The sequence below is a fragment of the Pseudomonas sp. D4-21 genome, from assembly GCF_051132125.1.
Lineage (GTDB): Bacteria > Pseudomonadota > Gammaproteobacteria > Pseudomonadales > Pseudomonadaceae > Aquipseudomonas.
This window is the reverse complement of the sequence record NZ_CP071664.1, coordinates 101,129-114,640: the sequence shown is the minus strand read 5'-3', so window position 1 is coordinate 114,640 and position 13,512 is coordinate 101,129. Positions and strand designations below refer to the sequence as shown.

At 60.9% G+C, this 13,512-nt stretch carries 14 protein-coding genes; 8 read left to right on the top strand and 6 right to left on the bottom strand.

Annotated features, from left to right (window positions below; translation table 11 throughout):
- Positions 1 to 66: 66 nt before the first annotated feature.
- The 3 genes from ctaD to J3Q04_RS00530 all read left to right on the top strand — a co-directional run bounded on the left by ctaD (position 67) and on the right by J3Q04_RS00530 (position 3,238).
- Positions 67 to 1,653 (top strand): cytochrome c oxidase subunit I, encoded by a 1,587-nt coding sequence (ctaD, locus tag J3Q04_RS00540; RefSeq protein ID WP_420765980.1) that lies wholly within the window; start codon positions 67 to 69, stop codon positions 1,651 to 1,653.
- A 121-nt stretch (positions 1,654 to 1,774) separates the two neighbouring features.
- Positions 1,775 to 2,326, top strand: coding sequence for a cytochrome c oxidase assembly protein (locus J3Q04_RS00535; RefSeq protein WP_420765981.1), 552 nt, complete (start codon positions 1,775 to 1,777; stop codon positions 2,324 to 2,326).
- A 24-nt stretch (positions 2,327 to 2,350) separates the two neighbouring features.
- A complete protein-coding gene (locus J3Q04_RS00530) occupies positions 2,351 to 3,238 on the top strand; it encodes a cytochrome c oxidase subunit 3 (protein WP_420765982.1) in 888 nt (295 codons plus the stop codon).
- Positions 3,239 to 3,262: 24 nt separating this feature from the next.
- Here the strand turns inward: J3Q04_RS00530 and J3Q04_RS00525 are convergent, their stop codons facing one another.
- Positions 3,263 to 3,466 carry a twin transmembrane helix small protein gene (locus tag J3Q04_RS00525; RefSeq protein ID WP_420765983.1) on the bottom strand — a complete coding sequence of 68 codons (204 nt, stop codon included), beginning with the start codon at positions 3,464 to 3,466 and terminating at the stop codon, positions 3,263 to 3,265.
- A gap of 70 nt (positions 3,467 to 3,536) precedes the next feature.
- On the opposite strand from J3Q04_RS00525, the gene J3Q04_RS00520 reads away from it, so the two are divergent.
- The 5 genes from J3Q04_RS00520 to J3Q04_RS00500 are packed head-to-tail and all read left to right on the top strand — an operon-like array spanning position 3,537 to position 7,442.
- The gene (locus tag J3Q04_RS00520; RefSeq protein WP_434608605.1) at positions 3,537 to 4,274 is read left to right on the top strand and encodes an SURF1 family protein; all 738 of its coding nucleotides are present in this window, start codon (positions 3,537 to 3,539) and stop codon (positions 4,272 to 4,274) included.
- Positions 4,240 to 4,833, top strand: a complete 594-nt coding sequence (locus J3Q04_RS00515; protein WP_434608607.1) for a hypothetical protein — start codon at positions 4,240 to 4,242, stop codon at positions 4,831 to 4,833. The genes J3Q04_RS00520 and J3Q04_RS00515 overlap by 35 nt, the downstream gene beginning before the upstream one ends.
- 10 nt (positions 4,834 to 4,843) lie before the next feature.
- On the top strand, positions 4,844 to 5,923 hold the full coding sequence (locus tag J3Q04_RS00510; RefSeq protein WP_420765986.1) for a COX15/CtaA family protein: 1,080 nt from the start codon (positions 4,844 to 4,846) through the stop codon (positions 5,921 to 5,923).
- Positions 5,911 to 6,810 carry a heme o synthase gene (gene cyoE, locus J3Q04_RS00505; protein WP_420765987.1) on the top strand — a complete coding sequence of 300 codons (900 nt, stop codon included), beginning with the start codon at positions 5,911 to 5,913 and terminating at the stop codon, positions 6,808 to 6,810. Before J3Q04_RS00510 ends, cyoE begins: the two co-directional genes overlap by 13 nt.
- Positions 6,807 to 7,442, top strand: a complete 636-nt coding sequence (locus tag J3Q04_RS00500; protein WP_434608609.1) for an SCO family protein — start codon at positions 6,807 to 6,809, stop codon at positions 7,440 to 7,442. Before cyoE ends, J3Q04_RS00500 begins: the two co-directional genes overlap by 4 nt.
- A gap of 607 nt (positions 7,443 to 8,049) precedes the next feature.
- On the opposite strand, the gene J3Q04_RS00495 is transcribed toward J3Q04_RS00500, so the two are convergent.
- The 5 genes from J3Q04_RS00495 to trkA form a co-directional block, all read right to left on the bottom strand.
- Positions 8,050 to 10,242, bottom strand: coding sequence for a TonB-dependent receptor (locus J3Q04_RS00495; protein ID WP_434608611.1), 2,193 nt, complete (start codon positions 10,240 to 10,242; stop codon positions 8,050 to 8,052).
- A gap of 166 nt (positions 10,243 to 10,408) precedes the next feature.
- Positions 10,409 to 11,116 (bottom strand): DUF2459 domain-containing protein, encoded by a 708-nt coding sequence (locus tag J3Q04_RS00490; RefSeq protein WP_434608613.1) that lies wholly within the window; start codon positions 11,114 to 11,116, stop codon positions 10,409 to 10,411.
- 61 nt (positions 11,117 to 11,177) lie between these two features.
- Positions 11,178 to 11,420 carry a hypothetical protein gene (locus tag J3Q04_RS00485; protein WP_434608615.1) on the bottom strand — a complete coding sequence of 81 codons (243 nt, stop codon included), beginning with the start codon at positions 11,418 to 11,420 and terminating at the stop codon, positions 11,178 to 11,180.
- Between the two features lie 209 nt (positions 11,421 to 11,629).
- Positions 11,630 to 11,941, bottom strand: coding sequence for a tetratricopeptide repeat protein (locus tag J3Q04_RS00480; protein ID WP_434608617.1), 312 nt, complete (start codon positions 11,939 to 11,941; stop codon positions 11,630 to 11,632).
- A 176-nt stretch (positions 11,942 to 12,117) separates the two neighbouring features.
- Complete coding sequence (gene trkA, locus J3Q04_RS00475) at positions 12,118 to 13,491, bottom strand: Trk system potassium transporter TrkA (RefSeq protein WP_420765993.1); 1,374 nt, start codon at positions 13,489 to 13,491, stop codon at positions 12,118 to 12,120.
- Positions 13,492 to 13,512: the final 21 nt, after the last annotated feature.

The following is a 13,512-nucleotide window of genomic DNA, read 5'->3' as shown; positions in this document are numbered from 1 at the left end:
TTCCCGCAACCGGTCGGGGCGCGTTGCCCCGCGCCGTCCAGCCCATTGGTTCGAAGGAGAAAGGACATGAGTGCTGTGATCGATGACCACGGTCATGCCGACCACGCCCACGGCCCCGCCAAGGGCCTGATGCGCTGGGTGCTGACCACCAACCACAAGGACATCGGCACGCTGTACCTGTGGTTCGCGTTCTCCATGTTCCTGCTGGGCGGCTCGTTCGCCATGGTGATCCGCGCCGAGCTGTTCCAGCCCGGTTTGCAGATCGTACAGCCGGAGTTCTTCAACCAGATGACCACCATGCATGGCCTGGTGATGGTCTTCGGCGCGGTGATGCCGGCCTTCGTCGGCCTTGCCAACTGGATGGTGCCGCTGATGATCGGCGCGCCGGACATGGCCCTGCCACGCATGAACAACTTCAGTTTCTGGCTGTTGCCCGCGGCGTTCCTGATGCTGGTCTCGACGCTGTTCACACCGGGGGGTGGGCCGAATTTCGGCTGGACATTCTATGCGCCGCTGTCCACCACCTATGCGCCGGAAAGCGTGACGTTTTTCATCTTCGCCATCCACCTGATGGGCATCAGCTCGATCATGGGCGCGATCAATGTGGTCGCCACCATCCTCAACCTGCGCGCCCCCGGCATGACCTTGATGAAAATGCCGCTGTTCGTCTGGACCTGGCTGATCACCGCGTTTTTGCTGATCGCAGTCATGCCGGTGCTGGCCGGCTGCGTGACGATGATGCTGATGGACATCCACTTCGGCACCAGCTTCTTCAGTGCCGCCGGCGGCGGTGACCCGGTGCTGTTCCAGCATGTGTTCTGGTTCTTCGGCCACCCCGAAGTGTACATCATGATCCTGCCGGCCTTCGGTGCCGTCAGCTCGATCATCCCGGCGTTCTCGCGCAAGCCACTGTTCGGCTACACCTCGATGGTCTACGCCACGGCCGCCATTGCGTTCCTGTCGTTCATCGTCTGGGCGCACCACATGTTCGTGGTCGGCATCCCGCTGGTGGGCGAGTTGTTCTTCATGTACGCGACCCTGCTGATCGCCGTGCCCACCGGGGTGAAGGTGTTCAACTGGGCCAGCACCATGTGGCAGGGCTCGCTGACCTTCGAGACGCCGATGCTGTTCGCCGTGGCGTTCGTGATCCTGTTTTCAATCGGCGGCTTCTCCGGGCTCATGCTCGCCATCGCCCCGGCGGACTTCCAGTACCAAGACACCTACTTTGTGGTCGCGCATTTCCACTACGTGCTGGTGCCCGGCGCGATCTTCGGGATTTTCGCCTCGGCGTACTACTGGCTGCCGAAATGGACCGGCCACATGTACGACGAAACCCTCGGCAAGCTGCACTTCTGGCTCTCGTTCATCGGCATGAACATGGCGTTCTTCCCGATGCACTTCGTGGGCCTGGCGGGCATGCCCCGGCGGATTCCCGACTACAACCTGCAGTTCGCCGACTTCAACATGGTTTCGTCCATCGGCGCGTTCATGTTCGGCACCACGCAGATCTTCTTCCTGTTCATCGTGATCAAGACCATCCGCGGCGGCGAGCCAGCCCCGGCCAAGCCGTGGGATGGCGCCGAAGGGCTGGAGTGGAGCGTGCCGTCGCCGGCGCCCTATCACACGTTTACTACGCCGCCGGAAGTGAAATAGATGACACCGGGGCCTTGTGTGGGAGCGAGCCTGCTCGCGATAGCGGTGTGTATGACACACCGAGTCGCCGCCATCGCGAGCAGGCTCGCTCCCACAGGGTTCTCGGGGAGGAGCGGGAACCATGGCTGATTCAATCTCGCTGAAGAAACTGGTCACCCGCCTGCTGCTGGTAGTGGTGGCCATGTTCATCTTCGGGTTTGCCCTGGTGCCGATCTACGACGTGATGTGCAAGGCGTTCGGCATCAACGGCAAGACCGGTGGGCAGTACGAAGGCGTGCAGACGGTGGATGAATCACGGCAGGTGCGGGTGCAATTCCTGTCGACCAACGCAGTGGACATGGTCTGGGATTTCTACCCCAAGGGCGATCAACTGGTGGTCAAGCCGGGGGCAGTGAACGAAATGGTGTTCGTCGCCCACAATCCCACCGACCGGCCGATGAGCGCCCAGGCAGTTCCGAGCATCTCGCCGAGCACGGCGGCGGCGTATTTCCACAAGACCGAATGTTTTTGTTTTACCCAGCAAGTGCTGCAACCCGGCGAACGCATCGAGATGCCCATGCGCTTCATCGTCGACCGGGACATGCCCAAGGAAGTGAAGCATCTGACGCTGTCCTACACGCTGTTCGATATCACTGCTCGTCATCCTCCGGTGGCTCTAAACACTGACCGATAGCGTGCCCGATAAGGAGAACAATAAATGGCAACTCATGAGCACTACTACGTTCCGGCCCAGAGCAAATGGCCGATCATCGCCACGGTCGGGATGTTCGTCACGGTGTATGGGCTGGCGACCTGGTTCAACGACCTGAAGGCGGCACGCCCGGACTCCAACGGCCCGCTGATCTTTTTCGTCGGCGGCCTGTTGGTGGCCTACATGTTGTTCGGCTGGTTTGGCGCCGTCATCAAGGAAAGCCGCGCCGGGCTGTACAGCGCGCAGCTCGATCGCTCGTTTCGCTGGGGCATGAGCTGGTTCATCTTTTCCGAAGTGATGTTCTTCGTCGCGTTCTTCGGCGCGCTGTTTTATGTCCGGGTGGTGTCGGCGCCCGGCCTGGCCGGTGAAGGCAGCAAGGGTTTGTCGGAGATGCTGTGGCCGAACTTCGAATATGTCTGGCCGTTGTTGAACAACCCGGATCCCAAACTCTTCCCACCGCCCAAGGACGTGATCAGCCCTTGGGGCTTGCCGCTGCTCAATACCATCCTGCTGGTCAGTTCCAGCGTCACCGTGACCATCGCCCACCACGCCCTGAAAAAAGGCCATCGCGGCGCATTGAAGGTGTGGCTGGCGATCACCGTGCTGCTGGGTTGCGCGTTCCTGGGCTTCCAGGCCGAGGAATACATCCACGCCTATAAAGAGCTGGGCCTGACGTTGGGCTCGGGGATCTACGGCGCGACGTTCTTCATGCTCACCGGTTTCCACGGCGCCCACGTCACCATCGGCACGATCATCCTGTTCGTGATGCTGATGCGCATCATGCGGGGGCACTTCGACAACGAGCATCAGTTCGGCTTCGAGGCCGCGAGCTGGTACTGGCACTTCGTCGATGTGGTGTGGATCGGCTTGTTCTTCTTCGTCTACATACTCTGAGGCAGCCATTATCAGGGCGACTCTTTACCAAGGAGCATGCGACACCAACTGGCCGCTGAAAAAGCCCCAGGCAATCAAGCCGACGGTCACAGCGGCCAAGGCCACGCGAATTGCCAGGGCGATGACCAGGCGATTGGAATCGCTTTGGTCCTTGACCAGAAAAAACAAGCCGCTGAACAGGCTGGCAACCGTGGCGATCAGCATCAGGGCGATGGCTGCTTTGAGCATTGGAAACACTCCGGGGGGACGCGATGCACGTGAGTATAGCTATCCCGTTCATTAGCCTTAGGGCGGCGCCATGAAAGGCTTCCGGCCGGGCATCGTGCCGTCACTCGTGGTGGCCGTGCTGGTGCCGGTGATGGTGTGCCTGGGGTTCTGGCAAATGAGCCGGGGCGAACAGAAACGTGTGCTCATGGACACTTATGCCGAGCGCCGCGTGGCCAAGCCGATGAACAGCGTCGAGCTTTCGGATACGACGGATCCGGCCTTTCGTCCGGTCAGCCTGCGTGGCCAATTCGACGCCGAGCACAGCCTGCTCCTGGACAACCGCCAGCACGACGGCAAGGTGGGCGTCGAACTGCTGCAGCCGTTCCTCGATCACGCCAGCGGGCTTTGGCTGCTGGTCAATCGTGGCTGGCTGCCCTGGCCGGATCGCCGCACCCCGCCAGTCTTCAGCACACCTGAACAGACTGTCGACCTTCAAGCCTGGGTCTACGTCGCACCCGGCGCCACGTTCCAACTTCACGCCGACCCGGCAAGCGCACCGTGGCCGCGGCTGGTCACCACCATCGAACCGCAGAAACTCTGGGCAGAACTGGACCGTGGCGGCTTCGCTTACGAACTAAGACAACAAAGCGGCCCCGGCGCCTACCAGACCGATTGGCCGGTGGTTGCCATGGGTCCGGAAAAACACCTCGGCTATGCCGTGCAGTGGTTCGCCATGGCGGCGGCGCTGTTCGGCCTTTTCCTCTATCTCGGATGGCACAACGCAGGGAGACACCATGGGAAGCACCATGAATCCAACCAACACGTCTGAAGCGCCCGATGCACGCAGCCGCCGCAAGGGCCGCATGCAATTGCTGTTGATTGTGCTGGGCGTGATCGGCCCGATGATCCTCGCCACCGGCATGTACAAATTCCAGTTCTGGGTCCCCGACAGCCGCAGCTACCACGGCGAGTTGATCGGCAACGGCCAGTCCCGCGCCGACATCGGCGTGCAGGCCGACGAGCAGCGCTGGCAGATCCTGGTGACGGCCCCTCAAGAGTGCTCGGTGGACTGCCGCCAGTTGGTCTACCTGGCCCGGCAAGTGCAGATCGGCCTGGGCCGCGAAGCCGGCCGCGCCAGCCATGCCCTGGCCATCGCGCAACCCCTGGACAGCGAGTACGACGCCCAGCTGCAGCGCGAATATCCCCAGCTGCAACGCTACCCGCTGGATCTGCCTGCCTATCAGAAAGGCGCCCAGGGTTCCGGCGGCGCCCAGCTGTGGATCATCGATCCCCACAGCAACCTGGTGCTGCGCTACGACGCCCGGGTCAAGGGCAAGGATTTGCTCAACGACCTGCGGCACCTGCTGAAACTGTCGAACATCGGATGAGGACATCGACATGGCCAAGCCTGGATTTCGCCTCGCGCTGTTCGCCACGTTGCTGGCATTGATTGTCGTACTGTTAGGCGCCTACACCCGCCTGACTCACGCCGGCCTCGGTTGCCCCGACTGGCCGGGTTGCTACGGATTCATCAGCGTACCCAAGGGCGAAGCCCAACTGGCCCATGCCGAATTGCATTTCCCCGACGCCCCGGTTGAGGCCCATAAAGGCTGGAACGAGATGGTCCACCGGTATTTCGCCGGTGCCTTGGCGCTGATGATTGCCGCGCTGGCCGCCCGGGCCTGGACGAACCGTCGTCACCCTGGCTTGCCATTGAAATTGCCACTGTTTCTCCTCGCCGTTGTGTTCGCGCAAGCGGCGTTCGGCATGTGGACCGTGACGTTGAAGCTCTGGCCTCAAGTCGTCACCGGTCATCTGCTGGGCGGGTTCGCGACGTTGAGCCTGCTGTTTCTGCTCACGCTGAGATTGTCCGGCGTGTTGCCGGCGCTGACCGTGCCCAAGCGCCTGCAACATTGGGCCACGGCCGGGCTGCTGCTGGTGATCGGCCAGATCGCCTTGGGCGGCTGGGTCAGTTCCAACTACGCCGCGGTGGCCTGCATCGACTTCCCCACCTGCCATGGTGAATGGATGCCGCCCGCCGATTTCGCCAACGGCTTTCACCTGACCCAGCACATCGGCCCGAACTACCTGGGCGGGCAACTGGACAGCGACGCCCGTACCGCCATCCATGTGACCCATCGCATCGGCGCGTTACTGGTGACTGTGGTGCTGCTTGGGCTGGCTTGGCAACTGAAGACGGTGGGCATGACCCGACTGGCGGGGCTGGTCCTCACCGCGCTGGTCGCGCAAATTACATTAGGTATAAGCAACGTCGTGTTTCATCTGCCGCTGCCGGTGGCCGTGGCCCACAACGCCGGGGGCGCCGCCCTGCTGCTGACCCTGGTGCTGGTCAATTATCACGCCCGCACCAGCCTGGTCCGGGTACGGCACCACGTCCCGCTGCGCTGGCGCTTCAATCCGCCCGAACACGGCGTCGCCCCCATTACGATTAAAGGAGAGATGCCATGGCAACCTTGACCGGTGAACGCCATAGCCAGGCGATCTGGCGCGATTACCTGGAGCTGACCAAGCCCAAAGTGGTGGTATTGATGCTGATCACCTCGCTGGTCGGCATGTTTCTCGCGACCCGCGCCGGAGTGCCGTGGACGGTCCTTGTATTCGGCAACCTGGGCATCGCGCTGTGCGCAGGTGGCGCGGCCGCGGTGAACCACGTGGTGGATCGGCGTATCGACGCGGTGATGGCCCGCACCCATAAGCGGCCGCTGGCCGAAGGGCGGGTCTCGCCCGCCGCTGCACTGACTTTCGCCCTGGCACTGGCCGTCGCCGGGCAAGCCATGTTGCTGATCTTTACCAACCCACTGACCGCCTGGCTGACCCTCGCCTCGCTCCTCGGTTACGCCGTGATCTACACCGGCTTCCTCAAGCGGGCAACGCCGCAGAACATCGTCATCGGCGGCCTCGCCGGCGCCGCTCCGCCGCTGCTGGGCTGGGTGGCGGCCACCGGACACGTCAGCGCCGAACCGCTGTTGCTGGTGTTGATCATCTTCGCCTGGACGCCGCCGCACTTCTGGGCCCTGGCGATTCATCGCAAGGAGGAATACGCCAAGGCCGACATTCCGATGCTGCCGGTGACCCACGGCGAGCACTACACCAAGATCCATATCCTGCTGTACACCTTGGTGCTGCTGGCGGTGAGCCTGATGCCATTCGTGATCCAGATGAGCGGGTTGATCTACCTGGTTTGTGCGCTAGTGCTGGGTGCCCGGTTTCTGCAATGGGCCGTGGTGTTGTACCGTGGCAGTCGGCCGCACGCGGCGATCAATACGTTCAAGTACTCTATCTGGTACTTGTTCCTGCTGTTCATCGCCCTGCTCGTTGATCACTACTTACTGTTGAGCCTATGACTCGAACCCAGAAAACCGTCTTCATCCTCGCGGCCGTTATCGCACTGATCCTCGGCCTGACCATCAACAAGGTGCTGTCCAGCAAAGGCCAGGGTGACCCGACCGCATTGATCGACGCCGGCATCATCCTGCTGCCGCAAAGCCGCAACCTGCCGGACGTGAAAATGACCGACCAGGACGGCCAGCCCGTGGCGATGGATGGGCTGAAAGACAAGTGGAGCCTGCTGTTCTTCGGCTACACCTTCTGCCCGGACATCTGCCCAACCACCCTCGCCCAACTGCGCCAGATCAAAAGCGAACTGCCGCCCGAGGCGGTGGCCAAGTTGCAGATCGTACTGGTGAGCGTCGACCCGAACCGCGACACCCCCAAGCAGCTCAAGCAATACCTGGGCTACTTCGACCCGCAGTTCAAAGGCCTCACCGCCGCCTCCGTCGAAGACCTACAGAAACTCGCCAATGCGGTGAGCATTCCCTTTATTCCGGCGGACACCAGCAAGCCAAACTACACCGTCGATCACAGCGGCAACCTTGCCGTGATTGGACCGGACGGCAAGCAACGCGGGTTTATTCGGGCGCCGTTGAATAACCAGAAGTTGGTGGCGCAGTTACCGGAGATGCTCAAGCGCAAATGAAGCCAAGGCGAGGCCACTTGCTTCCTGATAATGCATCTCCCCGTGGCGAGGGAGCTTGCTCCCGCTCGGTTGCGCAGCGACCGCAAAACCGAACGATGCGGTTTGCCTGAGGAAATGCAGAGGGCCTGCTGCGCAGGCCAGCGGGAGCAAGCTCCCTCGCCACAGGGGTTAGTGTCGATCCGAACATCCAGCCCAACGCCACGTACTGTGGGAGCGGGCTTGCTCGCGAAAGCGGCGGGTCAGCTTGCATCAATATTGAATGTGACACCCTCCTCGCGAGCAAGCTCGCTCCCACACCGGGCGGCGGTGAACAGAGTATCTGCAACAGCCTCAATCCCCTGTGGGAGCGAGCCTGCTCGCGATGACGCCAGCCCAGACACCGCCCGTGGCGAGGGAGCTTGCTCCCGCTCGGCCGGTCCGACGTCTCGGGCGCAGCAGTCGCAAAACCAGACGATGCGGTTTACCTGAAGAAATGCCGAAATCTGTGGGAGCAAAGCTTGCTCGCGATTGGGGCAGGTCTGTCGATACAGGTTTGGCTGGTCTCCACTATCCGAGCAAGCTTTGCTCCCATGGATGTCGCCAGGGACGCTCCACGTTCCGCTTCTGATCAGAAATCAATAGTCCCCGAAAACTTCACCAAGCGCGGATCACCCTGCGAAAGATAGCCGCCGTTCGCCGAGGCCCAGTAGTTCTTGTCGGTAATGTTTTCCACATTGACGCGCAACGTCAGGTCTTTCTCTACGAATTTCATCTTATAACGTGCGCCAGCGTCGAAACGGTTCCAGGTAGGCAAGCTCAAGTTGTTAGCCTGATCAGCGTACTGCCCGCCAGTGCGCAACATTCTGGCGCTGAGCGCGGCGCCTTCAATGCCTGGGACATCCCAATCCACGCTGGCATTGAGCTGGAACGTTGGCACGCCAATGGCGTGGTTGCCATCGTTGAAACCGCCCGCAGTGTTTTTGAGTTCGGACGTCATTCGGGTGCCGCCGGCCATCAACCGGAGACCTTCGATGGGCTCACCGAATACGCTGATCTCCAACCCTTTATTGACCTGCTCACCGTCACGCACATAGAGGTTCTGCGCGTTGTCGACGTAGCCATCGGAAGGTTTCTCGATACGGAAAACACCCACGTTGGCACCGAAGGTTTGCATGTCCAGCTTGATGCCCGCTTCCAACTGTTTTGTGCGGCCCGGGGGAAAGGCTTGGCCCAGGTTGGTGATGCCTGAACCGGACGCCACTGGCCCTTTAGCAAGGCCTTCGATTCGGTTGGCGTAGAGCGACACGCTCTCCACAGGCTTGTAGACAATGCCGTAGACAGGCGTGGTAACGGCTTCATCGTAGAGCGTGCTACGGCTGCCGTCGTTTGCTGGATTGGCTACACCGTTTGAGGTGGTGCCATCGTACTTATAGTTTTCGACACGCAACTGCTGACGACGGACACCATAAGTGACCAGCAATTTGTCATCGAACAAGCCCAACGTGTCGGAAATCGCTAGGCTACGGTTGCGGGTTTTGCCGGTCACCCCGGGATCGCCCATTTCACCGCCGGTGCTGGACACCGCGGTCGGCTTGGGTAGCGTTGGGGTGTCGTAGAGATTGCTGTTGCCGGTAACGGGACGATAGAAGGTGTAGGCGTTTTCCTGCTCGGTCCAGATCGTTGAGCCGCCGATCGCAACCTGGTGGGAAACAGGTCCCGTGTTGAAGCGCCCGTTCAGCCCGCCACTGAACGATGTGTTGTCTTCGTTGTGTGGAATTTCTGAGCCACCGATCGTCGCGACACCGTTATTGTCGACCAGCGTCGGTGTGGCGTATACCCCAGTTTCTCGGGTGTGCTTTACACCGCCAGCCAGGTAGGCGGTCCAGTTTTCGTTCAAGTCCCAATCGCCACGAACCATGCCGAAGGTGTCTTCGGTTTCGGAGTAAGTCCAGTCCTGTCCATAATTGTGACTCGCATCCGGAGCCGTGGGAATGCGCGTGGCGTTGCCGATGTTCACAGAGTTACGCAGTCCATTGATACGCTGTTTCTGGTAGCCGAAATCGGTGGAAACGCGGAAGTCATCACCTCGATAGTCCAAGCCAGCAACGAACAACTTTGTGCGCTGATCCTGGTTGTCGATCGCTGTTTCACCCTCGCGCTGGCTCAGGTTCAACCTGGCGCCAAACCGATTGTCCTCGCCGAACCGCTGCCCGATATCCAAATGCTCGCCCATGCGGCCATCGGTGCTGATGTCCTGCGTATAGCGACGAGTCGGGACATCCTCCGCGCGCTTGGGCTGCAAATTGACACCGCCCCCAAGACCCGAACCCGTCGGGCTGACGCCGTTGATGAACGCGTTGGGCCCCTTGAACACCTCGACGCGCTCAATCGCATCCGTCGACAGAATTTGGCGCGGTAAAACACCGTACAGCCCGTTGTAGGAAATGTCGTCGCTAGCAAGCGGCAGGCCTCGAATCACGAACACCTGGGATTGGTTACCAAACCCATAGGACTGACGCACCGACGGATCATTGAGCAGCACATCACCCACGTCTTCCGCTTGCTGATCTTCAATCAACTGCGAGGTGTAACTGGTCATCACGAACGGGACATCCATGTTGTCCTGATTGCCCAGCACCCCCATCTGGCCTCCCCTCGCCACCTGCCCCCCCGCATAGGGCGCCGATAACGTGTTGGAATTGGTTTTAATCGCATCGGCAGTAACGTCGGTCACGCCCAATTCAATAGGCGCTGCCGCCTGGGCAAGAAAACTGACTGAGCAGCACGCAGCGAGCAACGTAAGGCGAAATGGAAATAGCATGAGTGAGTACCTGCGGGGAAACGGCCAATGCCGCCAATGCTAATGATTCGCAGATAGATTATCCATACCAACTGACACGATGCTATAAAGATCTGGAAGCGGTTCTGTCGGCATCAAGCGCCTGAATCGCCACAGGGACTGGCTATCAGGAAGGGGAAATTTGCTCTCACTTCCACGCGAGGGGGGATGTGTCGAACCGAACACCGAGCCCAACGCCGCCCACTGTGGGGGCGAGCCCGCAAAAAGCGCCGACCGCTGTCGCTCGGCGCAACTGCGACATGACGTTCCCCGCCGTAATCACCGCTACGGGCGACATTGGGCAGTTGCTCGCGGCCAGCGCCTCTGCGACCCAGGTATTGCAGGTATAAAACAGCGAATAGTGACCCTCGGCCTGGTAGAACCGGCTCTCTCCATACAGGCCAGGCCCGAGCACCACCAAGGTGCCCGTCGCTGAGCGGGTGAAGGTCCCGGCCACGAACGCGAGCAGTCGTCGGTAGCCGTCCTCCGTCACCCGCACCTCGATGACCTCGCTTGCGGTGAAACGCCGCCTCGGGTCCCCGTCAATCTTGACCGCATGCAGCACGGTTGCCGTCGACCCGAACAAGGCTCCCAGGGCGAGGCTCAAGGTGGCTTGTGGGGCTCGGTAGAAATCCTCGTCACCCCAGCCGAACTCAACGAAGTCGCCTTCGCTGAATGCTTCGACCAGTGCGGGAAGCACTTGAAGCAGATCGGAGCGCGCAATCACCAACCCAGTATGCAGGCCATGATTCACCACATAGAAGGACCGCCAACCGCCACCCTCGCCCCTCGGCGGGTCCGACGCGCTAGCGCAGCCGAACAGCGTGAGGACCAGGGCCAACACTGCAATGCGCATACACAGGGACCACTTAAGGGAACGGATTTATTACCTGATATTAATCCATCCGCCATCCCCCTCAGCCAACCTCCTCAAACCGCCGCCGCTTCATGAACAACCCCATCCCTATCACCACGGCAAAAACCGACAGCAACCCCAGATCAAACCCCAACACACGGGTCTGACCTGCCACAAAGCAGCCAACCACACCCGCAGCCATCAACGCCACGCCCAGCCACTTGCGTAGCAGATAGGGTTTGAGGAATCGATCAAGCAGAAAGGACAACACCAAGGCAATGACCAATTGAGTAATTTCGGACATGTATGTCTCCGGTCAGGTCTTGGTGATCAGTATCGAGAGGGTGCGTTGGGGGCCGATGCTGAAGCGGTGAAAGCCTATCAGTAAGCAGCCAGACAGATCGTGTTGGCTGCTTGATGGGCTGGTATTGAGAACGCGGTGGGCTTTTTTGTAATTGCTTCGCACTCAAGCGGGAGCAAACTCCCTCGCCACAAAAGCAGTTTTGTGTGAAGTCAGGGCTGGCGATCCAGCTTCTTGAGGAACACGGTCATTTCTTTTTCAGCCTGTTTGTCGCCATGGGCTCGGGCAGCTTCCAGGCCTTGTTCCCAGGCTTGGCGGGCTGCGGCGGCGTCGCCTTGGCCTTGGTGGGCCTTGCCCAGTAGTTTCCAGGCTGCGGAATACTTGGGGTCGAATTCGACGCAGCGTTGGAGGTGTTCGGCGGCGCGGGGGAATTCGCCTAGGTCTAGGTAGCCTTTGCCGAGGCCGAAGCGCAGGAGGGCGCTGTCCATGCCCTTGGCGAGCATTTTTTCCAGGGAGTCGAGCATGGGGCGTCCTTATCTGTTGTGTCAGTGATGGATCTGCTGGGAGTTAGATAGCTTTCGCGAGCAGGCTCGCTCCCACAGTGGATCTCGGTCGATCACAATATTTGTGAACGACAGCGAACCCTTGTGGGAGCGAGCTTGCTCGCGATGAGGCCATGACTGCCACCGCACAGCCTGGATCAGAAAAAGCTCAACCCCACATGGAACAGCTTTTCGACGTCGCGAATGTGCTTCTTATCCACCAGGAACAGGATCACATGGTCGCCGGTCTGGATCACGGTGTCGTCGTGGGCAATGAGCACTTCTTCGTCGCGGATGATGGCGCCGATGGTGGTGCCGGGCGGCAGGCCGATGTCGCGGATGGCTTTGCCGATGACTTTGCTGGATTTGGCGTCGCCATGGGCAATCGCCTCGATGGCTTCGGCCGCGCCGCGGCGCAGGGAGTGGACGCTGACGATGTCGCCGCGGCGTACGTGGGCGAGCAAGGTGCCGATGGTTGCCAGTTGCGGGCTGATGGCGATGTCGATGTCGCCGCCCTGGATCAGGTCGACGTAGGCCGGGTTGTTGATGATGGTCATGACCTTCCTGGCCCCCAGGCGCTTGGCCAGGAGCGAGGACATGATGTTGGCTTCGTCGTCGTTGGTCAGGGCCAGGAAGATGTCGGCGTCGGCGATGTTTTCTTCCAGCAGCAGGTCGCGGTCGGAGGCGCTGCCCTGCAGCACCACGGTGCTGTCGAGGGTGTCGGAGAGGTAGCGGCAGCGTGCCGGGTTCATCTCGATGATCTTGACTTGGTAGCGGCTTTCGATGGCTTCGGCCAGGCGTTCGCCGATCTGGCCGCCGCCGGCGATGACGATGCGTTTGTAGTTTTCGTCGAGGCGGCGCATTTCGCTCATGACCGCGCGAATATTCGCTTTGGCGGCGATGAAGAAGACTTCGTCATCGGCTTCGATCACGGTGTCGCCCTGGGGCAGGATCGGCCGGTCACGGCGGAAAATCGCTGCCACGCGGGTCTCGACATTGGGCATGTGCTCGCGCAATTGGCGCAGTTGCTGGCCCACCAGCGGTCCGCCGTAGTAGGCCTTGACCGCCACCAGTTGCGCCTTGCTCTCGGCAAAATCGATCACTTGCAGGGCACCGGGGTGTTCGATCAGGCGCTTGATGTAGTTGGTCACCACCTGCTCGGGGCTGATCAGCACGTCCACCGGGATCGCTTCGTTGTCGAACAGGTCGGCGCGGGTCAGGTAGGCCCCTTCGCGAACCCGGGCGATTTTGGTCGGGGTGTGAAACAACGTGTGGGCGACCTGGCAGGCGACCATGTTGGTTTCGTCGCTGTTGGTCACCGCCACCAGCATGTCGGCGTCGTCGGCGCCGGCCTGGCGCAATACCGTCGGCAAGGAGCCGCGCCCTTGTACCGTACGAATGTCGAGACGGTCGCCGAGGTCGCGCAGGCGTTCGCCGTCGGTGTCGACCACGGTGATGTCGTTGGCCTCGCTGGCGAGGTGTTCCGCCAGCGAGCCGCCAACCTGCCCTGCACCCAGGATGATGATTTTCATCCAGTCACTCCTATCGAATCG

Bases quoted from the DNA above. Each gene is read 5' to 3' on its own strand.
- J3Q04_RS00480 (WP_434608617.1), bottom strand. From the start codon at position 11,941: ATGCTCGACTCCCTGGAAAAAATGCTCGCCAAGGGCATGGACAGCGCC.
- ctaD (WP_420765980.1), top strand. From the start codon at position 67: ATGAGTGCTGTGATCGATGACCACGGTCATGCCGACCACGCCCACGGC.
- J3Q04_RS00500 (WP_434608609.1), top strand. From the start codon at position 6,807: ATGACTCGAACCCAGAAAACCGTCTTCATCCTCGCGGCCGTTATCGCA.
- J3Q04_RS00535 (WP_420765981.1), top strand. From the start codon at position 1,775: ATGGCTGATTCAATCTCGCTGAAGAAACTGGTCACCCGCCTGCTGCTG.
- J3Q04_RS00485 (WP_434608615.1), bottom strand. From the start codon at position 11,420: ATGTCCGAAATTACTCAATTGGTCATTGCCTTGGTGTTGTCCTTTCTG.
- J3Q04_RS00510 (WP_420765986.1), top strand. From the start codon at position 4,844: ATGGCCAAGCCTGGATTTCGCCTCGCGCTGTTCGCCACGTTGCTGGCA.
- J3Q04_RS00520 (WP_434608605.1), top strand. From the start codon at position 3,537: ATGAAAGGCTTCCGGCCGGGCATCGTGCCGTCACTCGTGGTGGCCGTG.
- cyoE (WP_420765987.1), top strand. From the start codon at position 5,911: ATGGCAACCTTGACCGGTGAACGCCATAGCCAGGCGATCTGGCGCGAT.
- J3Q04_RS00490 (WP_434608613.1), bottom strand. From the start codon at position 11,116: ATGCGCATTGCAGTGTTGGCCCTGGTCCTCACGCTGTTCGGCTGCGCT.
- J3Q04_RS00515 (WP_434608607.1), top strand. From the start codon at position 4,240: ATGGGAAGCACCATGAATCCAACCAACACGTCTGAAGCGCCCGATGCA.
- J3Q04_RS00530 (WP_420765982.1), top strand. From the start codon at position 2,351: ATGGCAACTCATGAGCACTACTACGTTCCGGCCCAGAGCAAATGGCCG.
- J3Q04_RS00495 (WP_434608611.1), bottom strand. From the start codon at position 10,242: ATGCTATTTCCATTTCGCCTTACGTTGCTCGCTGCGTGCTGCTCAGTC.
- trkA (WP_420765993.1), bottom strand. From the start codon at position 13,491: ATGAAAATCATCATCCTGGGTGCAGGGCAGGTTGGCGGCTCGCTGGCG.
- J3Q04_RS00525 (WP_420765983.1), bottom strand. From the start codon at position 3,466: ATGCTCAAAGCAGCCATCGCCCTGATGCTGATCGCCACGGTTGCCAGC.